At 58.2% G+C, this 23,052-nt stretch carries 18 protein-coding genes and 3 pseudogenes; 7 read left to right on the top strand and 14 right to left on the bottom strand.

Annotated features, from left to right (window positions below):
- Positions 1 to 2 precede the first annotated feature (2 nt).
- Entirely contained in the window at positions 3 to 671 is a 669-nt protein-coding gene (locus BLR97_RS12850; RefSeq protein WP_089706936.1) for an amino acid ABC transporter permease, read from the top strand.
- Between the two features lie 50 nt (positions 672 to 721).
- On the opposite strand, the gene BLR97_RS12845 is transcribed toward BLR97_RS12850, so the two are convergent.
- From BLR97_RS12845 to BLR97_RS12835, 3 genes are all read right to left on the bottom strand, one after another.
- Positions 722 to 1,324, bottom strand: a complete 603-nt coding sequence (locus tag BLR97_RS12845; protein WP_089706935.1) for an inorganic diphosphatase — start codon at positions 1,322 to 1,324, stop codon at positions 722 to 724.
- A gap of 135 nt (positions 1,325 to 1,459) precedes the next feature.
- The gene (locus BLR97_RS12840) at positions 1,460 to 2,371 is read right to left on the bottom strand and encodes a homocysteine S-methyltransferase family protein (RefSeq protein ID WP_089706934.1); all 912 of its coding nucleotides are present in this window, start codon (positions 2,369 to 2,371) and stop codon (positions 1,460 to 1,462) included.
- A gap of 401 nt (positions 2,372 to 2,772) precedes the next feature.
- Positions 2,773 to 3,075, bottom strand: coding sequence for a hypothetical protein (locus BLR97_RS12835; protein ID WP_089706933.1), 303 nt, complete (start codon positions 3,073 to 3,075; stop codon positions 2,773 to 2,775).
- Positions 3,076 to 3,512: 437 nt separating this feature from the next.
- Here BLR97_RS12835 and BLR97_RS12830 point away from each other — a divergent pair, with 437 nt between their 5' ends.
- Positions 3,513 to 3,989 carry a LabA-like NYN domain-containing protein gene (locus BLR97_RS12830; protein WP_089706932.1) on the top strand — a complete coding sequence of 159 codons (477 nt, stop codon included), beginning with the start codon at positions 3,513 to 3,515 and terminating at the stop codon, positions 3,987 to 3,989.
- Positions 3,990 to 4,179: 190 nt separating this feature from the next.
- Here BLR97_RS12830 and thpD read toward each other — a convergent pair whose 3' ends face one another.
- A complete protein-coding gene (thpD, locus tag BLR97_RS12825; protein ID WP_089706931.1) occupies positions 4,180 to 5,115 on the bottom strand; it encodes an ectoine hydroxylase in 936 nt (311 codons plus the stop codon).
- 605 nt (positions 5,116 to 5,720) lie between these two features.
- Between thpD and BLR97_RS19745 the strand changes: the two genes are divergently transcribed.
- Complete coding sequence (locus BLR97_RS19745) at positions 5,721 to 5,894, top strand: hypothetical protein (protein WP_170833027.1); 174 nt, start codon at positions 5,721 to 5,723, stop codon at positions 5,892 to 5,894.
- 340 nt (positions 5,895 to 6,234) lie between these two features.
- Positions 6,235 to 7,140, top strand: coding sequence for an extracellular catalytic domain type 1 short-chain-length polyhydroxyalkanoate depolymerase (locus BLR97_RS12820; protein ID WP_089706930.1), 906 nt, complete (start codon positions 6,235 to 6,237; stop codon positions 7,138 to 7,140).
- Between the two features lie 170 nt (positions 7,141 to 7,310).
- On the opposite strand, the pseudogene BLR97_RS20180 reads toward BLR97_RS12820, so the two are convergent.
- The 3 pseudogenes from BLR97_RS20180 to BLR97_RS12805 all read right to left on the bottom strand — a co-directional run bounded on the left by BLR97_RS20180 (position 7,311) and on the right by BLR97_RS12805 (position 10,746).
- Positions 7,311 to 8,289: pseudogene (locus BLR97_RS20180) on the bottom strand (IS30 family transposase).
- Positions 8,290 to 8,585: 296 nt separating this feature from the next.
- Positions 8,586 to 9,616: pseudogene (locus tag BLR97_RS12810) on the bottom strand (IS110 family RNA-guided transposase).
- A 182-nt stretch (positions 9,617 to 9,798) separates the two neighbouring features.
- A pseudogene (locus BLR97_RS12805) lies at positions 9,799 to 10,746 on the bottom strand (DDE-type integrase/transposase/recombinase).
- Positions 10,747 to 10,865: 119 nt separating this feature from the next.
- On the opposite strand from BLR97_RS12805, the gene pdxR reads away from it, so the two are divergent.
- Positions 10,866 to 12,335, top strand: a complete 1,470-nt coding sequence (gene pdxR, locus BLR97_RS12800) for a MocR-like pyridoxine biosynthesis transcription factor PdxR (protein ID WP_089706929.1) — start codon at positions 10,866 to 10,868, stop codon at positions 12,333 to 12,335.
- A gap of 46 nt (positions 12,336 to 12,381) precedes the next feature.
- Here the strand turns inward: pdxR and BLR97_RS12795 are convergent, their stop codons facing one another.
- The 3 genes from BLR97_RS12795 to BLR97_RS12785 are packed head-to-tail and all read right to left on the bottom strand — an operon-like array spanning position 12,382 to position 16,410.
- Positions 12,382 to 13,326: a CobW family GTP-binding protein gene (locus BLR97_RS12795; RefSeq protein ID WP_089706928.1), complete on the bottom strand. Its 945-nt coding sequence runs from the start codon at positions 13,324 to 13,326 to the stop codon at positions 12,382 to 12,384.
- Entirely contained in the window at positions 13,313 to 14,938 is a 1,626-nt protein-coding gene (locus tag BLR97_RS12790; RefSeq protein WP_089706927.1) for an amidohydrolase, read from the bottom strand. Before BLR97_RS12790 ends, BLR97_RS12795 begins: the two co-directional genes overlap by 14 nt.
- Positions 14,935 to 16,410: a sodium:solute symporter family protein gene (locus tag BLR97_RS12785; RefSeq protein ID WP_089706926.1), complete on the bottom strand. Its 1,476-nt coding sequence runs from the start codon at positions 16,408 to 16,410 to the stop codon at positions 14,935 to 14,937. The genes BLR97_RS12790 and BLR97_RS12785 overlap by 4 nt, the downstream gene beginning before the upstream one ends.
- A 211-nt stretch (positions 16,411 to 16,621) precedes the next feature.
- Between BLR97_RS12785 and BLR97_RS19740 the strand changes: the two genes are divergently transcribed.
- Together BLR97_RS19740 and BLR97_RS12780 are read left to right on the top strand one after the other, a co-directional pair.
- A complete protein-coding gene (locus BLR97_RS19740) occupies positions 16,622 to 16,801 on the top strand; it encodes a hypothetical protein (RefSeq protein ID WP_170833025.1) in 180 nt (59 codons plus the stop codon).
- A 149-nt stretch (positions 16,802 to 16,950) separates the two neighbouring features.
- Positions 16,951 to 17,829 (top strand): LysR family transcriptional regulator, encoded by an 879-nt coding sequence (locus BLR97_RS12780; protein ID WP_089706925.1) that lies wholly within the window; start codon positions 16,951 to 16,953, stop codon positions 17,827 to 17,829.
- Between the two features lie 57 nt (positions 17,830 to 17,886).
- Here the strand turns inward: BLR97_RS12780 and BLR97_RS12775 are convergent, their stop codons facing one another.
- From BLR97_RS12775 to xsc, 4 genes are all read right to left on the bottom strand, one after another.
- Positions 17,887 to 19,329, bottom strand: a complete 1,443-nt coding sequence (locus BLR97_RS12775; RefSeq protein WP_170833024.1) for an NAD(P)/FAD-dependent oxidoreductase — start codon at positions 19,327 to 19,329, stop codon at positions 17,887 to 17,889.
- A 46-nt stretch (positions 19,330 to 19,375) separates the two neighbouring features.
- Entirely contained in the window at positions 19,376 to 19,759 is a 384-nt protein-coding gene (locus BLR97_RS12770) for a nuclear transport factor 2 family protein (RefSeq protein WP_089707048.1), read from the bottom strand.
- A gap of 132 nt (positions 19,760 to 19,891) precedes the next feature.
- Positions 19,892 to 21,028 carry a glycine oxidase ThiO gene (gene thiO, locus BLR97_RS12765; RefSeq protein WP_089706923.1) on the bottom strand — a complete coding sequence of 379 codons (1,137 nt, stop codon included), beginning with the start codon at positions 21,026 to 21,028 and terminating at the stop codon, positions 19,892 to 19,894.
- Positions 21,029 to 21,258: 230 nt separating this feature from the next.
- Entirely contained in the window at positions 21,259 to 23,046 is a 1,788-nt protein-coding gene (gene xsc / locus BLR97_RS12760; RefSeq protein ID WP_139172952.1) for a sulfoacetaldehyde acetyltransferase, read from the bottom strand.
- Positions 23,047 to 23,052: the final 6 nt, after the last annotated feature.

Genomic DNA, 23,052 nt, shown 5'->3' with positions numbered 1-23,052 from the left:
CCATGCTGGAATTTATCGAATTCGGTATCGAGTGGTTGCCTGAGCTGCTCAAGGGCGTGCCAATTACGCTGTCGCTGTGGGTGATTGCCATTACGTTGGGGTTTTTCCTCGGGCTAGTGCTGTGCTGGGCAAGAGTCTATGGCAATCGTCTGTTTTATTGGATCAGCACTGTCTACGTGGAGCTTTTCCGCGGTACTCCGATGCTGGTGCAGATGTTTTTTATCTACCTAGGGTTGCCTCACGTGGGTATCGTCTTCGATGCCTTCACCGCCGCCGTGATTGCCATCACTCTCAACAGTGCCGCTTATCAGGCCGAGTATTTTCGTGGTTCGGTGCTTTCAGTACCAAAGGGACAACTGGTCGCGGCAAGGGCTTGCGGCATGACGCAATGGCAGTCGATCCGGCACATTATGCTTCCCCAGGCGCTGCGCCGAGTGATTCCTCAGTGGTCCAACGAGGCGATCATCGAACTCAAGTTCACATCGATCGCCTACACCATTGGTGTGGTAGAAATCACGTCCATTGCCTCGGACATTGGTTCGCGAACCCTGGATTTCTTCCTGGTCTTTCTCTGGGCAGGCATCATCTACCTGGTGCTCACCTCAACGGTCGCTAGCTTGCTGGGGCTTCTTGAGCGGCGTACCTACGTACCCGGCGTCACAAATGTGTGAGTTAGCGGTGTAGACACACTAACCTGCCGCCCAATTCGGTCGAGGTGCACTCACTCTTGTCCAGCGGGCTGGTAAGTCTCCAGTGCCTGGGCAAGGATATCGCGCGCTTCGCTGGCATCACCAAAGCCGTTGAGCTGGATGTCGCCCCCGTCGGGCAGATCCTTATAGACGCGGAAAAAAGCGTTCAGGCGCTCAACTTCCATATCTGGCAGGTCATTCATTTCATCGATATCGGCATAAGTGGGATCGACGTCGTCGGCGGGCACCGCAATGATCTTGTCGTCGGTTTCACCGTCATCGACCATACGCAATACGCCGATGGCTTTTACCTTGATGACTGCACCAGGGTAGATAGCATCACGGGTGATCACCAGGGCATCCAGCGGATCACCATCGCCACCTGCAGTGCTGGTGATCGAGCCATAGTTGGCCGGATAACGCACCGGCATCGACACATAGCGGTCGACGATCAGTTGGCCCTGTTCGGCATTAATCTCGTACTTGGTAAAGCCGCCAGCGGGAATTTCGTTGACGACATGAAAGGTCGCCGGGGCATCATCGGTCTGGGGATAATCAAACACGTTCTGAGCCTGGGCAGCGGTAGTCGTCAGCAGGCTGGCCGCAAGCAGCGGCAGAGCAATACGCTTCATCATGTGTCTTCCTTCTAAATCAGAAATGACTCGGGTGCACAACCCGAGCCTAGACACATTCGATGACTCATTAATGACAGTACCGCGACATCATTTTGGAGGGTAATCATCCGTTTATAGTCAGAGTGATAAGCAGGTTCAAGAAGACACCAGACGGTATCCCTTGTCAGTCAATCGCTTGACCAGAGCAGCAATGTGGGCGGGCCCTACTTCGCAGCAGCCGCCGACGACCGTTGCCCCCTGCTCGACCCATCTCAGCGCATGCCCGGCGTAGGCGGTGGGATCTAAATCCGTGCGCGACGCTAGCTTATCCACCGCGCCGCCAGGTTGAAGTGGGGCTACGGATGTAAAACCGTTGGCGTATCCGCCGAATGGCACATTGAGCTTGGCGAGTTCACGCATGGCAGTGGTAACCGCTTCAGGTACTGAACAATTGACGATTATTCGTTCAGCGCCGAGGGCCGCGACATCCTGGGCCGCCGCAACCAGGGGCTCACCGGAGCGCAAGCGCGTACCATCGCTGTCGTCCACCGTAAACGCCACCCATACCGGAAGCTGACTCTCCACCGCCGCCATGGTCGCGGCACGTGCCTCACGGGCAAGCGACATGGTTTCACACAGAAATAGATCGACCCCTCTTGCCTGTCGCTCCACGATCCGCCGATAGTCACGCTGGCAGGTGGCGTTGTCCGGTACGCTGTCAGGGTGATAACTCGCGACCAAAGGCGGCAGGCAGCCAGCGATGCGTACATTCCGACCGCTTTCATCGCGAGCCTGATGGGCGGCACTTAGCGCCGCCGCATGCAGCGGCTCGAACATAGCCGCATCGCCGTCGCGCGCCAGGCGTAGCGGTGTTGCGCTATAGGTGTTGAGCTTAATCACCTGAGCGCCCGCTTCGATGAAATCACGGTGCGCGTCGGTGACCAGCTGAGGCTCATCAAGCATGACCTGGGCAGACCACAACGGTGACACAGGTCGGCTGCTACGTTTCCTGAGCTCCTGGCCCATGCCACCGTCAAGCAGCACTACGTTTCCTCTTTCAGAGCTCATCAGGTCACTATCCTTCTCTAGGGTTGCCATTATGACGTTGTCAGTTATCGGATTCTGCCTGTGGTTGTCTGACACCCACATTCGGAGCGGACAATGCCATCGATCGCAAAGTATTCAAGTCGTCGATGCTTGTCTGAGCAGATCAGCGATAAGGTTTATTCAAACTACTCCCACCATAGCATGCTGATGGGAGCGGCAAAGCAGACGGGGTATTAAGATACAGACGGTGCAGAGAAACAACGCTAAATCGTTTACGGATCGGTTCACACGAGCTGGCCAGCGTATACCAAATAGCCACCTGGATGATTTAATAAACAGCTAATTAATAAAAAGGGACCCGACAAACTGTAGGGTCCCTAATGATCACATAAGTGATAGCAGCTCCGGGGAGCTATCCTATTTTAGGTGGTAGCTTCTCGGGCTGGTTGCAGTGGATCGCCCGTCACTTCGATATCAGTTTTATGTTGGTGCTTCGCGTTCAGGATTGCTCGGGCTTTCGCCATGGCAGCGCTTTTTCCTTCATTCTCGATTTCCCTGGAAATATCCATTACCGATACATGCGCTTGAGAATCCTGATCCGCTACCTGGCTGGAAGTGGACAGGGGCTCGTTCAACTGCATGGTGAGCTCAGAGGCCTGTCCGGCCTGTGCAGCCATCGGGATAGCGGCGATGATAAGGGCTGAAAGAGTCGGTCTAAGATTCATGATTTGCTTCCTTTGCTTTGACACAGAGAAACGCTCTCTGATTGGTTGTTAGCATGCTAATAGATTGGCCTGTCAGAACAAAAGCGGCTTATATCGCATTTTTGATTCGAAAAAATCGAATTAAAAATCAAAGGTTGGGTCGCTACACATCTAGCGCCCGGCGCAGCAGCTCGGCAGTCTGCGAGCACAAGAACCGCCTTTCGTATCTACGACTGCACCAGCTGGCGTGATGCCACAAAAGCGTTGGCATTGAGGCCAGCGTTGTTTATACGCAGGAGACCTTGATATGACACACCTGTCGTTGAACAAATGGCTGTACAATCACCGATCACCACGATAAAAGAGTGGCAAACTAAACGGCCCAAGCTATTCACTAAAAAGGTAATTAGTCACACGGGGCCTGACACCTAACAAATAACGAGGAAAGGTTACTCTGCATGGTAAAAGTGGCGATATTTGTTGATATTCAAAATGTATATTACACAGTGAGAGAAGCTTATGGCCGAAACTTTGATTATAATAAGTTTTGGGCACAAGCAACTGCCAACAGAGAGGTCGTTAACGCTTTTTGCTATGCCATAGATAGGGGTGACCAAAAGCAACGGGAGTTTCAAAACATACTCAAAGCTATTGGTTTTGATGTGAAGCTGAAGCCTTTTATTCAGCGATCAGACGGTTCCGCAAAAGGTGACTGGGATGTTGGCATCGCTCTTGATGCAATAGAATACGCTGAAAAGGCAGATGTTATTGTGTTGGTATCAGGCGATGGTGACTTTGATCTTCTCGTTAATAAAATTCGTATTAAGCACGGAAAAAAAGTTGAAGTGTATGGTGTCCCCCAGCTTACGGCAGCAACACTAATGAATGAGGCCAGTGAGTTTATAGCGATAGATAAAGCGCTTTTGTTGGGTTAAATTTAGTAGTGGCATTGAGCAGCCATCCGGCAGCGGCGGAAACATTTTGCAGTAGAGCCATGGCCGATAACGACCCTCGCGAACCTTTCGATCCGCATTGAACCAGGACTTCTCAGCCACCCTATACCAGATCTCCGCCATGCCGTGGATCCAGCATAGCGAAGTCAACTTTCCCAGGATCCTGAGTTGGTCAGGCCAGTGCCGGGAAATCGTCGTGCATGGTCAAGGGGGCGGTGTTTTTTCGGGCCCCCAGGAAGTCGGGACGTTCAGACTTCGCAGCATAGGGCTCTTCCAGCAGGTTCTTGACACTGTTGTAGACAAAGAACAGATTGGATCTGGGCCAAGGGGACATGTTTAGGTTCGATGCGTGCAGCGTGTTGCTCTCAAAAAGCATCAGCGAACCTGCCGGCCCTTTGGGCGCCTGAATACCACCACGATTGGCCATCATGGCTAGTGCTTTCTGATCCGGAACCCCTAGCCGCTGAGACTTGAGGGATTCTTGCCAGTTGAGATCCGGCGTTTCACCCACGCAGGGGATGAAGTAATGGTGTGAGCCGGGAATCAGCATCAGCGGCCCATTGAACTCGTTGTTGTCGGTGAGCATCAGTGAGGCGCTAACCGACCGCATGCGGGGCATTCCATCTTCACTGTGCCAGGTCTCGAAGTCTGAGTGCCAGTAAAACCCACTGCCCTCAAACCCGAGTTTGTCGTTAATTCGCGATTGATGAATGTAGACCTCACTGCCGAGCAGTTGCCTTACCATGCCGAGGATGCGGGGGTCTCGGGTCAGGCGGCTGAAGTGATCGGAAAGCTCATGCATGGCGAACACTGAGCGGATGTCGCCGGTGTTGGGATCCTGAATAACCTGATCTGACGCCAGCATTTCCTCGTCCTGACCCATCTCACGAAGTTCGTCAAAAAACGGCGCCATTCGTTCCTGATTAAAAAACCCTTCAAACCACAGAAAGCCATCCCGCTCATACTGGGATAGTGCGACCTCATCCAGCGGTCCATGCCATCGGTATTCATTGCCGGAATGAATCACGGGGTCGGTCCGGATAAAGGGGGCGATCCGATCTTCGGACTCTTTTAAACGTGAAGGATAGGCATCGTTGGATTGTCTCATGGCAAAATTCCTTTATCTTGAAATGAATGGGCCAAGCGTTCTGGGACAATACTTATCAGCCCCGGCTATCCCGAACCATCATGGGAAATGAAAGGCGGCTACAGGTTTCAGTCAGAGGCACATCCCCCTCAGAAACGGCTTGAGCAGGAAGCTCTCGAAGAACCATATTTAGCGCAACATCCTTGTTTAGGCCTTTTTTACCCTGCTCAACCAGAGGATAAACATGACGGAACGCACTCACTGTGCGCTTCCGCACGGTGATTGCGCTCCATAAGGGCCATCCTAAGAATGGGCGAGGCAAAGGAGATGCCTAAACAGGGACGTTGCGCTGTGCGCTGCAGGGGATGCAGCGCCCTTTTCTCATGGTAGACCGATTGCTCGATTGTCTCTCATTCGCCGTCCCGCGCTTTGTCCTTGGCATTGGGGGATCGTCACCTGTCGCTGTCCCCGACGAGTACTCTCTGCCCTCGGCCTGGTAGATGCCGACTTCATGGCCATCAACTTTCATTACTAATGGCGAGAGAACTGGGGTGAGTGGCTTCGCCAACTCCTCCTCCATGACATGAAGACTCAGCATTAAATCGATCGACTGTAAGGAAAATGCAATGAAAACCATCTTTGCCCTAATGCTTGGAACGATAGCTTTGCTATTGGCTATCACCACTCAAGATTTTCTTGCCGCGCGAATCCTCCTTGCTGCCGTGGGCCTGGCATTATGTGCGGTGGCGCTGAGCCCTGGATCTACTCGTGGTGAACTGAAGTCTCCATGGCACCATTAGCCAAGCAGGCCACCGTTGGGCAAATACAGTGATTGATCCTCCGTGAACTTGCCGGAGGGTGCTTTCAGTCAACTGATACTAATTCGTACCCCGAGCAGCACACACATGGGTTCCCTTCTTATCTATCGCTCATCGGTGCAGCCCTCACAATGCCGCCGAACCCTGCCGCTGCCCCAGCGAGTGCAACCCCACAGACAACTGTGCATCACTTTCCAGTTGCAAGCGGATAGTAAGGAAAGCGCTTAAATTCCAGCAAGCACTATTCTAAATGATGCTGCCCACAGCGGACTTTCTCTGCAGGCAGCATCATGCGCCATATAAAACTGACAAAGGAGATCCTATGTCGACATTTTCAAATAGCCACGATCGTTTGACCGACATGAAACAGTTCGGAACTGACCCTGGTTCGTTGCATGCGGACACCTATATCCCCAAGAACTTTCCGAAGAACGGGCCGCTCGTCGTCGTGCTACACGGCAGTACACAGTCGGCAGAAAGCTATGATCGCGGATCAGGCTGGTCTGCTCTCGCTGATGAATGCGGGATAGCGCTCCTGTATCCGGAGCAAAGAAAAACCAATAACCCCATTAACAGCTTCAACTGGTTCAAGTCTGGCGACAGCCGCCGCGGCGACGGCGAACCCCTCTCTATTCGTCATATGATCGAGCAGGTCGTTGATGATCACGCCATCGACCCTTCGCGTGTCTTCATCACGGGGATGTCCTCGGGTGGCGCTATGACATCAGTGATGCTGGCGACCTATCCAGAGGTGTTCGCGGGAGGTGCAATCATCGCCGGGCTACCTTATCGCAGCGCGGACAACCTGATGGAGGCGATGGTTCGCATGAAGGGATATGGCGGCCCGTCGGACAGCAAACTCGATTCGCTTGTGCGCGACGCCTCGACATTCGACGGCCCTTGGCCCACGATCTCGGTTTGGCATGGCGGCAGTGATTCGACCGTCGACAATGCCAACGCCGACTCCATCGTCCGGCAGTGGCAGAAGATCCACAAGGTTGAGGGACCACCGACACGGCTGGAAGAGGTCGACGGTTTTCCCCGTCAGGTCTGGTGCAACGCCGACGGGCGAGAGGTCATCGAAGAATACATCATCGGGAAAATGGGCCACGGTACGCCGATCATGGCCGAGGGGGAAGACGGCCTCGGGGAAGAAGGCAAGTATATGCTGGAAGTCGGCATTTCTTCGACCCGCCATATAGCGCATTTCTGGGGTCTAGCAGAGTAGGGAAACGTGGGCCGGGCGTGTTCAACCGCCACCCAGTAGCTCTAAGCCATTAGAATAATTAGACAAAAAGGGGCCTGCGATTTCTCGCAGGCCCCTTTTTTGGCAATTTGGCGCGCCGGATGGATTCGAACCTGCGACCCTCGGCTTCTGAGGCCGTTTAGATCCTGAATTCAAACATTAAGCGCAGCACCCGCGGTTTTCAGCGCCCCTGAATACTCTCCCAGGAACACTTGTGCCGGTGTCCGATACCAAGCGTTTTCTGGGGCGGTTGTTCAACTTGGCAACGACTATCCTCAGTGCTGAGTCGCTCACCTTTCGGAAGTCCGTCCCTTTCGGGAAATATTGCCGAATCAGGCCGTTGGTATTTTCATTGGTGCCACGCTGGCATGAGCGGTACGGGTCGCAAAAATAAGTCTTTGGCCGAGACAGCCTTGGCAACCTGTCGGTGCTCGGCGAATTCCGAACCGTTATTGATGGTGATGGTCTGCACTGCGCCTCGGCGTGGTTCTAATAACCGGGTCATCTCCTTGGCCGTTCCAATGGCCGTGATCGTCGGCAGGCGCGCCGCTAAGAGATAATCGCTGCGCCTCTCGACCAGGGTCACCAGGCCAGATTCTTTGTGGCCTTTGAGTACCGTATCGCCTTCCCAATGGCCGATATGGCGCCGTTCTTCCACTTCAGCGGGGCGCTGTTCAATGCCTACTTGCCCAATTCCGCATGCTTGGCCAATCGGCGCTGATAGCGCCACTGGCGTGGTAGCCGGAGTCGCTTCCATAATTCGCCGCCGTGTTTCTTGTCGTCCCAGATCAACGCATAGATCCACTGAAGGCTTACGCAAACCCCGTTGGCATTCGCCATGAAGCCACTAATTTGCTGAGGGCTCCATTCGTCCATCAGTTGATCAGTGACCCATCGAATCAGGCTGGGCAGGCGCTTCGCCACTTTCCAAGCGCTGCGTCGGCGCCGATCACTTCTCGATTGCGCCTGCTCAGGCGCATACCCAGTCTTATACCCATTGCGATTTATCTCTCGGCTAATGGTACTGCTGTGAACTCCAATAACCTTGGCTATTTGCCGCTGGCTAATGCCAGTCTCAAGATAGGCAAAAATTTGGTATCGTTGGGCCTGGGTCAGTTGTCGGTATCCCATGCTCTGCTTCACTTTGGTCGTATATGGAGTCTGACCCGGTTGCAAGCACAAGGCACGATGGTTAATAGGAACGACTGCACACGTATATCCGGTCTTTAAGAAGATGCCAGTGGCATCGGATCCTAATGGGCTATTCGCACGACAGTTCCCAAATGGTAAGGCGAGCTGCTAGCTCTTCGTCCAAAACGGGGTTTACCGACGTCGGTTCGACCTGTTTGCCATCTTGCAGAATGCTCAGCAATCGTGGTGGTGGGTGACCTCAGTGCAATAAAAGCATTAGATTCACGGGGTTGGATTTACGCAGCTCTAGCTGCTCTATCCGGATCGTAGGCATTGTCATGACAGGTGATCGACCAGGCGATACGCGCCGTCTTGTTGGCCAAGGCAATCACCGCCACATTGACATGTTTGCGCTCAGCCAGTTGCCGAACCCAGTGACTCAGGTTGTCCTCTTTGCCTTCCGTGTATCGCAAGACCACCCGGGCACCATGTACCAGCAATGTGCGCAGGTAACGATCGCCACGCTTGCTAATCCCCAGCAGGCGGTCTCGTCCGCCGGTACTGTGCTGACGCGGTGTCAGGCCCAGTGAGGCAGCAAAGTCACGTCCACGCTTGAACGCCTTAGCATCCCCCAGGGCGCCGGCCAGCGCACTGGCCGTAATGCTGCCGAAACCACGGAGTTTCATTAGGCATTTCGCCATTGGGTCAGTTTTGGCGTGGAGCGCAATGCGCTCAGTGACAGTAGCAATTCGATCATCCAGGTACCGAAGATCTTCGGCGAGCCCAGCAAGCAGGAAACGGAAGTCATCGGTCAACCCGTTCTCAGCGTCTTCCAGCCAGCGTGGCAGAGCCGTGCGCAACTGACCGATACCGACGGGAACCACTAGCCCGTATTCGCCGACCAATCCGCGAATCTGATTTGCCTTGGCAGTGTGTTGCTGAACCAGCTCTTCCCGGATGCGATGAGTGGTCTGAATATCTTGTTGAGCTGCCGTTTTTACTACCACAAAACGCATTGTTGGTCGCCCCATGGCTTCACAGATGGCCTCGGCATCGACTCGGTCATTCTTATTGCTCTTGACGTAGGGCTTCACGAATTAGACCGCGATCAGCTTGACGTGATAACCACGTGTCTGAACGCCCAATAATGAGAAGAGGCGCAGGCTTCCATGGCGATCTCGGCACCGATAGGGACACGCTTGACGATTGCGTCCAGCCACTTGTCACGGGCGTACTTCCCTCGCCACTGCACCTGATCATGACGGTCGACACTGTGGACACGGAAGACAGACTTGGCAATATCAACACCGACTCGGGAAATGGTCATGGGATGTGCTCCTCAGCCTGGGCATGACAGTAGCCCTCTCACTCTCCATTGTGGCGCAGCAGCGCCTGTGTAGGGTGGGTCGGACTCCATCCCATTGGTAAAGTCGAGAGGGTACCGGCGCTGGCCCTCCTTCCTCTAATGTGTGATCCAAAGTGCTGCGGTTATTCTTTGAATCCAGAATATCAGGCCGCCATGGCCAATTTCTGTTGAGGGGTAACCCCTCCATGCCCCATATTGTATTGCTCGATACTGGCATTTTGCTGAGGCTTACCCGGATGGATAAAAACCAGTTTGATGCCCTGGTTCTCGGCCCATGTCGCCAGCTTGCCACTGATGTACTCTGAACCCTGTCACAGCGGATCGAGCGCGGTTTTCCTCGCCACTCAATGATCCGCTCAAGCGAGCGGATGGCACGCTCCGCCGGCAACGAGAAGTCGACCTCAATACCGAGACCTTCTCGGCTGCAGTCATCAATGATATTCAACAACCGATAACTGCGACCGTCGCAGAGTTGGTCATGCATAAAATCCATCGACCAACTGTCGTTAATGGCTTCCGGAACGGCTAATGGCTCGGGTTTCTCAAGAACAAGGCGCTTCCTGAGCTTAATGTGCAGATTCAGCTCTAGTTCCCGGTAAATCCTATAGACCGCTTATGGTTCCAGGCGAAGCCTTTCACATTGCGCAGATGCAGAAAGCTCAGACCGAAGTCCCAGTTCCGCTGGTTGCGGTTTAACCGGATCAGCCGGTCCGCGATCTCGGCATTCTCGCTGCTGAGCTTGGCCAGGAAGTGGTAGCAAGTCTCGCTGATGCTGAAAATCCAACACGCCAGACAAATACTGACACCCTTCTCATTGACGGCTTTCTGCGCCATCTCACGGCGACGAGACGGCTTTACCACTTTTTCGATGGCTTCCTTGAGAATATCTCCTGGAGCCGACGGTTCTAATCCTCCAGCTCTTTCAAGCTGGCCACCATAGATGCGTCCATGCCAACGAACTTGGCGCGCCACTTGTAAAACGTCGCACTGCTCATGCCGTGCTCACGACACAGATCCGAGATCGGCACGCCATTCTCGGCTTGTTTGAGAATCGACAGGATCTGGCTGTCGGAAAACCGTGATTTTTTCATACGGAATCTTCCTGCGTGTAGCTTACGGAAAATTCTACTTTTGAGCACCCTAGTTTTTCGGAGGGAATACCGCATAATGTCTAGCTGCTTATAATAAGCCCTGGCGAGACAAAATTTTAATGGTTCAGCTTCTTTTCCATCTCGATCCCGATCTTCCAGAGAGCCTACAGAAACAACTGCGCGAGCAGATCGCCCGCGCCATACTCGACGGTCATCTGTCCCGGGACGAACCTCTCCCCTCGAGCCGCAAGCTGGCCAAGGAGCTGCATGTTGCCCGCAACACGGTGATGCTAGCTTACGAACAACTGCTTGACGATGGCTACCTGATCGCCAGAGAGCGCAGCGGCTACTTTGTTAATCCCGAGATCCTTGAGGGCCGGGCCGAGAAGCCAGTGCGCCTGAACGATATCGACGCCGAGCGCCTGCCCTGGGAGGAGTTGCTGACCATGCATCCTTCCCGGCAGCAGACCATCAACAAGCCCAGCGACTGGCATCGCTACGATTATCCATTCCTCTACGGCCAGATCGACCCAGAGCTCTTCCCGACTCAGCATTGGCGGGAGTGTAGCCGTGACTCGATGAGCGTACCGGCGATCCGCAGCTGGTCTGTGGATCACCTCAACGACGACGATCCGCTGCTGATCGAACAGATTCACAAGCGACTGCTGCCGCGCCGCGGCGTGTGGGCCAAGCCCGAGGAGATCCTGGTCACGATCGGGGCCCAGCAGGCGCTATGGATCACCTGCATGCTGTTGCTCAAGGCCGACCGTCGTTTCGGGATGGAGAATCCCGGCTACGTCGACGTATACAACATCGCCCGCACTTTTACCGACGATGTCCATCTGCTGCCGATCGACGAGCAGGGCATGCGCCTTGATCAGACGATCGCCGACTGCCAACTGCTCTATGTGACCCCCAGCCACCAGGCGCCAACCACAGTCACCATGCCGCTGGAGCGGCGCCGCAAGCTGCTCGACATGGCGGAGGTCGACAATTTCCTGATCGTGGAGGACGACTACGAGAGCGAGACTAACTACCTGGACAACCCCACGCCGGCACTGAAGAGCCTGGATCGCCACAACCGGGTGATCTACGTGGGCAGCCTCTCCAAAACTCTCGCACCGGGCCTCCGCCTGGGCTACATGGTCGGCCCGCCGGCGCTGATCCGCGAAGCCCGCGCGCTGCGTCGGCTGATGCTGCGCCACCCGCCGACCAACAACCAGCGCGCCGTATCGCTGTTCCTGGATCGCGGCTATCACGATGCCTTGCTGCGCCAGATCCACCAGGTGTTCCACAGCCGCTGGCAGCGCATGAACGAGGCTCTGGCTCGGCACATGCCAAACGCCTTCGTTCCCTCGACCTACGGGGGCTCCTGCTTCTGGGTCAAGGGCCCCGATGGGCTCGACTGTCATGAGCTGCGCCGCCTCGCGGCCGAGCAGAGCATCCTGATCGAGTGCGGCGACATCCACTTCTTCGACGGCCCCCACCTTGAGTATTTCCGGCTGGGCTTCTCGGCCATTCCCGAAGCGCGCATCGAGGCCGGTATCGAACGCTTGGCGGCACTGATTCCCCAGGCGGTGTCACCTTGAGTGCCACCTCGCCCAGGGCGGCGCCGGCATCACAGCGTCTCCCCGGCTAGGCAGCGCCGGTCGCTTCTCCCTGTCCCAGTCGCGAAAGGGCCGAGATCAGCTCCTCGAAGCGCTCCCCTGCTCGACCGATGCAGACTAACTGGCAACGCCCTGCACGCAGAGGGGCTGGCTGAGAGCTAAGCCGCCCCCCGCTAAACTGCAGCAGCAGACGCGACTGGCGGTCTCGGCAACAGACAAAGCCCTTGGCGCGCAGCAGCACGTCACCGTAGTCGGTAAGAAGCTCATGCAGGCGCTCGAGCTTCACAGCCGCAGGCATCGCGAGGCTGGCCGACTGCCAGCCACGTGACGACGTGGCATCGTGAGAGAGTGCTCTGGCCCTGACCACAGCAGGCGCCTCGGTCGAACGCTCATCAGTTGCAGAACACGCCAACCTTCCTATGTCGTGTATGGCGGCCGTCACATTCAGCCGTCTCAGCTCGCTCAACAACGTATCGGCGTCATTGGCCGCGGAGAGCCGGTTGACCAGGATCCGCGTCGCCGACTGAACCTGGGCGCGCCAAGTGTCACCGGTCAGCGGATCGCGACGATGCGTATCGATCTGCCCGCCATCCACCAGACACACCACCTCCTTCAGCATCAGGCGATGCGACAGCCGCGCGATATCGGCAATGCGTGCGGGGTCGGCGACCCCGCTGGTCTCAATGAGAACCGCTTCTGGCGATGCCTTAAGGCGCATGGCCTTCGCCAGTTGCTCAGCCAGGGTGCCGCCCAAGGTGCAGCAGATACAGCCGTTGGTCAGCTGGATCATCCGATCGTCCCGGTAGTCGATCAGCTCGGCGTCGATGTTGATATCACCGAAGTCGTTGATCACGATCAGAGAGTTTTCGGGGATCCCCTCACGAATCAGAGCATTGAGGTAGGTTGTCTTGCCAGCCCCGAGAAAGCCGCCGATCACTGTCAACGGTGCCTTCGCTGCATCACTCCGCGTCATGCACTCGCCCTCCCAGGATCGTGGCCGTCACACGAATCTCCTTGAGGGCCTCCGGGGGAGACACCAGCGGATCGCAGTCGAGCGCAACCATGTCGGCGAACTTGCCGACCTCGAGGCTGCCCACCAGATGATCAAGGCGCAGGGTGTACGCCGCCCCAAGTGTGATCATCTCCAGGGCCTCAGCCACCGAGAGCCGCTCATGTTCGCCAAGGGTCTTCCCCGTAGCCGTCTGGCGCATCACCGCGCACCAAGCGGTGAACAGCGGACCCAGCGGCGTGACCGGCGCATCGCTGTGGATGGCAGTAGGGATTCCCAGCCGCCGGGCGCTGGCCAGCGGCTCCAGCCGCTGGCAGCGCTCATGTCCTAGGGTGCGCTGGCGATGGATGTCGCCCCAGTAGTAGAGATGGTTGGCGAACATGTTCAGGCATAGCCCCTGCACCGAGGCGCGGCGCAGCTGGGCATGGTCGATCACCTGACAGTGCTGCAGGGTGTGACGATGATCCCGCTTCGGCCAGAACGTCAACGCGCCTTCCAGGGCCTCCAGCATCAGTTCCACGGCCTCGTCGCCGTTGGTATGGATATGCAGCTGGAGGCCCGCCTGGTGATAGGCCTCGACCATCTCCCAGAGGGTCTCCGGGGGCGCATTCCAGATGCCGTTGGCATGCCCATCATGGTAGTGGGGCCACTTGAGGCGGGCGGTATAGCCCTGGATGGAGCCGTCGGTCATCAGTTTGACCGGGCCGAAGTACAGTTTGTCGTTGCCCTGCTCGAGGCAGCCCTGCAGACGCTTGATGCCCTCCTCCACCGACCAAGCCAGCGCCGCCATAGCCGGCACCAGACGCACGGGGAAGTCCTCGTCGGCAGTGACGTCCTTGAGCGCGGCGATGCCCTCGTCGGTCAGGGGGTTGTAGAGGTCGGTGATGGTGGTCACCCCGGCATTGCGGGCGACCCGACCGTACCGCCACAGCGTCGTCGGTGACCCGACCGTTTCGAAGAGGTTCATGCCCAAGGTCTCGAAGATAGCGTGCATGGCGGCCATCTCCTGGAGCTCCCCATTGGGTCTGCCATCGTCGCCGACCATGATGCCTTCGATCTCGGCGTGCCGGTGAAGCCCAGCCAGCTCCAGCATCGCGGAGTTGACGGTCATGACATGCAAGCTGGCATGCAGAACCACCAGCGGCAGATGGTCGACCGCCTCGTCCAGCAGGAGACGATCGAGTCTCGCGCCCTCGAAGTAGACCGGATCGAAGCCCCAGGCAATCAGCGGCCGGCCCGGCGGCAGCCGTTCAGCCTGCTCGCGGAGCAGCGCCTGGGCCGCTTCGAGGCTCTGGGCGCCCGCCCAGTGCACGCCTGCCGGGTCGCGCCGCGGGAAATATCCTAGATAGGGGTACTCCCACATAGTGCCTTCCAGGGCGTGACTGTGTCCCTCGACGAAGCCCGGCATCAGGCAGCAGTCGGCGAAGCGACCATCGACCCGGATCTCGCCGAACTCCCGCATCGCCGCCAGGTCTCCCACCGCCAGGATGCGTCCTTCCTTGACCGCGATATGCGTGGCCTGCGGCTGGGAGGGGTTCATCGTGATGATCTTGCGAGCCTCATAGACCTGGATCATGACAGCTGCTCCTTTGTAGTGGCGGGCATGACTGAGGCGACGCCCCCATCGCGCGTCGAGGCGGAGGGCAGGTTTTCCCAGAAGACGGCGGCGACATTCTCCTCGCGAGAGTGGGTCGTGAGCAGGCTGCCGCCCACCGTGACCAGCAACGAGACGAAAAATCCGGCAAACACCTGATCGAAGCCAGTATTGAACAGTGGCCAGATCAGGGTGGTGGCGCAGGCTAGGAGCATGCCTACCAGCACCGCCCCACCGGTGGCGCGACGCCAGAACATAATGGCCAGGAAGGGGATCACCAAGGTCGTCGCCGATAGTCGCAGCGCCCACTGATAGAGCGAGATGATGTCAGTCATTAGATAGGCCACGCCCAGGGCAGCCAGTGAGATTAGCACGACGCTCAGCCGGGCGACCCGCATCTTCTGGTCGTTGTCGGCGGCAGGGTTGATCATCCGTGCATAGATGTCCTGGGAGAGGTTGGAGGCCCCCTGGAGGATGAAGGAGTCGGCGCCGGTCATCAGCGCGGAGAGAAGGCCGACGACCACTATGCCCCCTACCGCCGGATGCAGCAGCTCGACGGTCACGTAGGAGAAGATCAGGTTGGGATCCATGTCGAGCGGGACGAACTGCCGGGCCACCACTCCGATCCCGAAGGGCAGCAGGGTCAGCACCAACAGCGAGGCATAGGCCGTTACCCCGGCCCGCACCGCGACCCGCTCATCCTTCGAGGCGAAGATGCGCTGCCAGGTCGACTGCCAGACCAGGTAGAACGGCGCCACAGTCAGCGCGAAGGTCAGCACCTCGGCGAGCCCGCCGGCGCCCGTTGGGCTGATATAGGTCGCCGGTGTGCTGGCAATGATCGAGGCAACGCCGCCGCCGAAATTCACCACCACCAGCGCCAGGATCACGATGCCCAGCACCACGATCACGCTCTGCAGGGCATCGGTGACGATGGTCGCCACCAGTCCGCCGAGAATCGTGAAGCCGAGGATCAGCGCGAAGGAGAGCGCGATGCCAACCTTGACATCCATGCCGAAGACGATATGCAAGATGGTGCTCATGCCCACGATCTGCAGGGCCGTGGTCGGCACCGAATAGACTAAGGCGGAGAACACAGACGGCATCAGTCCTACCCGGGCGCCGAATCGCTCGCTGAACAGGTCCGCCAAGGTATAGAGGCGCTGGCGCCTCAGGGGCGCGCTGAACAGGATGATCAGCAGCATGCTGGTCAAAAGGGCCGGGGCGGCGAACTTGAAGTAACCCGACATGCCGACGGTGAAGCCCATTCCGATCCAGCCGATGAATACCGCAGCGCCGCAGTTGGTGCTGATGTGGGTCCCGACAATCTTCCAGAATCCCATGTTCCAGCCTGCGATCAGGTAGTCATCCGAGTTCTTGACCTTCAGAAAGTAGTAGAATCCGATGGCGAACATGCTCGCGAAGTAGGTCACGATATAGCCGTAATACCATTGCATCGTTCATTCCTCTCAACTTTTGGTTATTGCTTGTGCTGTCGGAAATTTGTGGTGTCAGGAAGCGCCCCCGGCTCGGCAAGCCGCAGCAGTGCATCAGCCCCGGCGGCCAGATCCTAAAGCTCGGCGCTCTCCGCCTCGTTGTGGCTCAGCCCTTGGCGCAAGGCACGAAAAGCATCGCGGTGCGCGCCACCCGGGCGATATGGCAGGCATCGTGGCCAGCGCCGGAGACCACGCCGATGGTCTGGCGATGCCGCTCAAGGATCGGCCCCTGTTAGATATGGGCCTCCAGGAAGACTCCCAGCCGATGGCTACCGCTGGCCGTGTCGCCGGCATAGCCGATCCCGGTCACCGTCATGATGCGCTGCCAGAGCCGGCGCGCATTGGTGCATAGACTCATCAAGTATTACCTTCCTTGTTGATTGTTATCAGGTAAATCGAGGGAGGGGCGGCGCCGTGGCTCCCTCTCCTTCAGAAGGTAGCGAGACTAGGTGGTATCGTATAATATCAATATGCGAACAACTGATACTTTAAAGGCATCAAATGAACCGCTTTCTGGCGCTCCAGATCCGCTACTTCATGGTGGTCGCCGAGGAGCTGCACTTTCGCCGTGCCTCCGAGCGGCTGCACGTGGCACAGCCGGCGGTCAGTCGCGCAATACGTCAACTAGAGGCGCAGCTCGGCGTGAAGCTGCTGGAACGCGACAATCGCAACGTTGCACTCACGGCGGGGGGAGAGGCGTACTATCAGGAGTGCCGCAAGGCGGCAGACATCATGGTAGAGGCCGGCGCACGCGCCATCCGGGCGGCCGACGGGCTGGCAGGCCACCTGACCATCGGCTACATCGACTTTGCCATCAACGGGCCGCTACCTCGGCACCTGTCACGCTTCTACGAGGCCTTTCCCGAGGTCAGCATAGAGCTGGTACGGCGCAACTCCCACGAGCAGCTGGAGGATTTGGCAAGCGGTCGGCTCGATCTGGGCCTACTGATCGGCCCTGTAACGTCGGAAAGAATCGCCCATCGCACTTTCCATCAGTCGCCCTATGTGGCGGTACTGCCGCGCGATCATCCGCTGGCGGCGTGCCGGACGATCCCCCTGGAGGCCCTGGCCAACGAGCTCTTCGTGATCGGCCACCCCGACACCTGGCGCCACTTCACCCCTCAGTTGCAGGCCTACTGCCTCGAGGCCGGGTTCATTCCGCGGGTCGCCCAGGAGGCACCGAATAGCGACAGCATCTTCGGGCTGGTGGCGGCCCGGATGGGTGTGACCCTCTACCCAGACTGCGAGCTGAGCCACGAACGCAGCGACATCGCCATTCGTCCGCTGGAAAACAGCAATGCCAGGCTGAGCATCGCCCTCGCCTGGCATATCGATAACGCGAATCCGGCCCTGGCTTCCTTCATCGAGCAAGCCAGCTGACCGTGTAGCACGATGCCGGCATGGCGGGCTCAAACCCGCCACGCTGGCGATCGACACTCAGATCACCTCATCCTTCAGGTAGTACCAGCGATAGAGGAAACGCTGGCCGAAGCGCCGGAAGGGGGCGAAGGCCTGGGACTCGACCTTCTCGCGCAGGTTGGGGAACGGCATCTTCGAGGTGAAAATCGGCAGGTCAAGCTCATGGCCGTGCCCGGCGATCCACTGCGCCAGGCGTCGCCCGGCCTGGGCCGAATACATCACGCCGTTGCCGCCGTAGCCCAGGGCATAGTAGACCGTCTCCTTGGCATCGGGCTGATGGATGCGCGGCATCATGTCGTGGCTGACGTCCACCCAACCCCACCATGAGTAATCGATATCGATACCCTTTAGCGCTGGAAACTTGCGGTGCATGTCGCCAATAAGCATCGTCTCGTACTTCTTCTGGGGCGCATCCCGACCGGTGATGGCACTGCGGCTGCCTATCTGCAGGCGGTTATCGGGCAGTAGGCGATAGTAGTGGCGCAAAATCCGGGTATCGGTGATCACCTGGCGCGTGCGCAGACTGCAGGCTTCGACCTCGTCGTTGGTCAGCTGACGCGTGACGATGGAGTTCGAGAGGATAGGCAGCAGCCTGTTCTTGAGCTCACGATGCAGGCTCTGGGAAGTGTAGCCGCCGGTGGCAATGCCCACGGCCCTCGCCTTGACCACGCCACCCGGGGTCTGCAAGTAGTGCACATCTCCGTGGGTCTCGAACCCCTGCACTGGGCTCGCCGGGTGGATCTTCACCCCCAACGCTCGAGCCTTGCGGTGATAGCCGAAGGCCAGCTTGCCGGCGTGGATGCCGATACCTTCAGGCTCGTGCATCGCGCCGGCCGCCTCCAGATCACCGATCCACTCGCGCTTCACTGTGTCGGCATCAATGATCTGGACATCGTAGTCGAAGGTCTCGCGCAGCAACTTCGCCTCTTTCTCAAGGGTTGGCATCACCTTGTCGCGGTGGGCCACGTAGAGATGTCCGCCAGGCTGAGGCTCGCAGTCGATGTCCTTGATCAGCGCCTTGAACGTCGCCATGCCGTCAAGACATTCGCGATGCAGCTTCAGGGCAGTATCCAGGCCATATCGCTGGATCCACTGCGAGCGTTTGAGGCGACCCGATGCGCACTGAGCCTGGCCGCCGTTACGGGTCGAGCAGCCCCAACTGGTGCGGTTGGCCTCGAGCACCGTCGCCTTGATGCCATACTCCTCGGCAAGAAAGATCGCCGCCGTAAGTCCTGTGAAGCCGGAGCCGATGATGACGACATCGGCATCCGTATCCTGGATGATGGGCCCGTCATCGGCTGGTGGCTCGCCAGCGGTGCCGATCCAGTAGGTCGGCGCGTAGTCACGACCTTCCCCCGGAGTGGCGCTCTTCAGAGGGTCATAGGTCGGATCATATGGCTGGGAGGGCGAGGTCTTGGTCGCCTCGGTGTCCACCCCGTTGCGTGGCATTGCTGTCTCCATGATCGGACTCCTAGCAGTCTGAATGCGGTGCTCGAACCTGAGGCAATCAGGCGTTGACGGGGGGGCGGTTCTTGCGGAAGGCGTTCTTCACGGCGATTTTGCCTTCGCGGAAGGTAAAGGCATCAATCATGCGCGCCTCGGAGCGAACGCCATCAACGGTGGTGCCCTGATAAGTGGATTCGGTGAAGCCCTTGTCGCCGATCACATGGTGCTCGGCGTCGGTCCAGCTGGCGTCTGGCGCGGTCTTCCAGGCGTTCTCGAGAGCCTGGCGCACCTCAGCTTGGCCGACGAAGCTCTTACCCTGCAGTTCCGGACCAGCGATGGCATAGAAGACGCAGTCGTCAGTCATCATGTCCATGACGGCATCGATGTCGTGACTATTCAGGGCATCGCTAAAGGCCTGGAGGAATGCGGTATCGGGTTGGCTCATCTCGGTCTCCTGAGCATTGTTGCTGTGAGGTAAAAAGAAATGAAAAGGCATTCATCTCCTATCGGTTATGAGCCTACTACTCCCGCCAACCCAGCATTAGCGCCAATTGTCAGTGAAATATTGGACCAGCAATTATCCGGTCACGACCTGTGTCTCGCTGGAGACTAGCCGCACAGTCGGACGGAAGGGCGTCGGATCAATGATGGGTGTGCGCCCCAGTAGCTCGTCAACTAGTAGGCGGGTCGCAGCCGGCGCCAATACCAGACCATTACGATAATGGCCGGCATTGACGAAAAGGTCGGCTACGCCAGGAAACTCGCCGATAAAAGGCAGGCCTTCGGGTGCGCCCGGCCGCAGGCCCGACCAGTGATGTTCAATCTCACATTCGGCCAGTGCCGGAAGAATGGAAATCGCACTGGCATATAGAGAGTTTCGTGCTTTCCAGGTGGGCGTCTTGTCGAAGCCCGCCTCCTCCAGAGTCGAACCCACCAAGACGCGTCCATCACTGCGGGGAATCAGATAGCGACCATCGCGTAGCACGACCCGTTCGAGCCACTGTCGACTCCCGGAGACGGTTGGAGTTTTGAATATCATCATCTGCCCCTTGACTGGGCGTATCGGCAGGCTGATGCCCAAGGGGTCCAGGAGCTGACTCGTCCAGGCTCCGCCGCACAGAATCACCGAACCGGCCGTGAAGCGTCCGGCGGTCGTGTCGACGCCGTTGGCATGACCGCGATTCACCACCAGACGCTCGACACGACAATGTTCGTGCAAAGCTACATTAGGCAATGCCTCCAGCTTGGCACGCAGCGCCCTGCCTAGCCGGGGATTACGCAGACTACCCAGGGTCGGCATCCACAACCCTCCCTCAATTCCGGCGACGAGCCAGGGCTCACGGGCATAAACGGCATAGGAATCAATCCGACTCAGTGGCTTATCAACGTGTCTGGCCCATTCGACGGCACGGATTTCATCCTCGACATCGAGGTAGATCAATCCCTTTCGGCGAAATTCTGGATCTATGCCGGTTTCCTCGGCCAAGTGTGCCGTCAACTCCGCATAACGCCCCTCCGACCAGCTCGCTAGCTGCGAGATAGGGGTAGGATACCGCCATGGGTAGAGCGGCGAGACGATGCCACCCCCGGCCCAGGAAGCCTCACCCGAGCAAGTCCCTTGCTCTACAAGATTTACTTCATGACCAGCATCGGCCAATTGCCAGGCGGTCATCATGCCGATGACACCACCGCCAATTATCAGAAAGTCCTTCATCAATTGTCTCCTCGAACCTTCGTTTGAGACGGCCAGCTCTCGACCCAAACCAGCTAAACGATTCTGTGAGCGTATGCGGCGGGGTTTTCGAGCATGCCGACATCCCTTTGGGGCTGCTAGTTTGGGAGGTCATGCCACGATCATAAAAAAGCCCCGACCTAGCAGTTTTCGTACCACTAGGACCGGGACTTGGATCAAAACATCAGGTCAACAGAAACTTGATTACCTGATCAGACGTAGTCCTGGTACTTCTCAAGCAGACGCACCGGCTTCTTCAGCGCGTCGCGACGGAAGGGGTCGCCCAGCTCGCGGGTGCACATGATCTCGATGATGCACGTCTTGCCCTCGTTCATCTGCATGTCCACCGCCTTCTTCAGCGCTGGGCCTACGTCCTCGAGGCGACCTACGGTGATACCTTCCGCTCCCATGGCTCTACCGATCTCAGCAAAGCTCTGGTTGTCCAGCTCGCCGGCCACGAAGCGACGGTTGTAGAATTCCACCTGATTCTTCTTCTCGGCACCCCACTGGCGGTTGTGGAAGACCACCGCGGTTACCGGGATGCCTTCCCGCACCGCCGTCATGGTCTCCATCAAACTCATGCCCCAGGCACCGTCACCGGCATAGGCAATCGCCGGCCGGTGCGGGGCCGCTGCCTTGGCGCCGATAATGGTCGGTAGCGCATAGCCGCAGTTACCAAAGCTCATCGGCGCGAAAAAACTACGGGGCTTCTCGAAGCGCAAATAGCTGTGCGCCACGGCATTGATATTGCCGATGTCGGTGGAGACCATCACGTCCTCGGGCATCGCCTTCTCCAGCTCCCGTAACACCTGACGCGGGTGCAAATACTCACCGCCAGAGAACGGCGTCTCGCCCTGTGCCTCCTCAATGGCGTCGAGGCTGTAAGGATCACGCTCGTGGGTCCACTCGTCGAGTTCGCGCTCCCAAGCAGCCTTCTCACTGGCTATTTTCTCGGCGCGCCGCTCCTTGCTGGCATCACAGACAAGCTCGCGACCCGCCAGGCGTTGGGTGATCGCCTCGGCGGCCTCCTTGGCATCGCCGCAGATACCCACCGCGATTTTCTTCACTAACCCCAGCATCTTGTGGTCGGCATCAATCTGGATGATCTTGGCGTCCTTAGGCCAATAGTCCAGGCCGTGCTGCGGCAGGGTGCCGAACGGCCCCAGCCGAGTGCCCAACGCCACCACTACGTCGGCCTGGGCGATCAGCTTCATGCCTGCCTTGGAGCCCTGGTAGCCCAGCGGGCCGCACCATAACGGGTGACTGGCCGGGAAGGAGTCGTTGTGCTGGTAGCTGTTAACCACTGGTGCACCCAGCCGCTCGGCCAGCGCCTGGCAAGCGTCGACGCCATCGGCCATGACCACACCGCCGCCTGAGACGATCACCGGGAACTCGGCGTTGGCCAGCAGTTCGGCCGCCTCGTTGAGGGTACGGGTACCGCCTGGGCCGCGGTCGAGACGCGCCGGCTCGGGGATCTCGCACTCGATCTCGCCGTAAAAATAGTCACGCGGAATGTTCAGTTGGGTCGGCCCCATCTCCGACATCGCCCGATCGAAGCAACGCCCGGTGTATTCGGCCATGCGTGCCGGATGGGTAACGTGGCCCTGATACTTGGTGAACTCTTGGAACATCGGCAGCTGCTTACACTCCTGGAAGCCGCCCAGACCGATCCCAGTGGTGCCCGCCTCAGGGGTGACGATGACCACCGGGCTATGCGCCCAGTAGGCGGCAGCGATACCGGTGACGCAGTTGGAAATGCCTGGGCCGTTCTGGCCAATGACTGTACCGTGGCGTCCCGAAACCCGCGCATAGCCGTCGGCCATGTGCGCCGCCCCCTGCTCGTGGACCACCGGGATCAGCCGGATGCCGGCCGGTGCAAAGATGTCCATAGCGTCCATGAAGGCTGAGCCCATGATGCCGAACATCTCGGTCACCCCGTTGGCGACCATGGTTTCGACGAAGGCTTCTGAAGGCGTCATCGTCTGCTTGCCCTGAACCACCGGGCG

It is taken from the genome of Vreelandella arcis (assembly GCF_900103865.1).
Taxonomy (GTDB): Bacteria; Pseudomonadota; Gammaproteobacteria; order Pseudomonadales; family Halomonadaceae; genus Vreelandella; species Vreelandella arcis.
The sequence above is the reverse complement of the archived record's forward strand: the minus strand, read 5'-3'. Positions and strand labels throughout refer to the sequence as shown.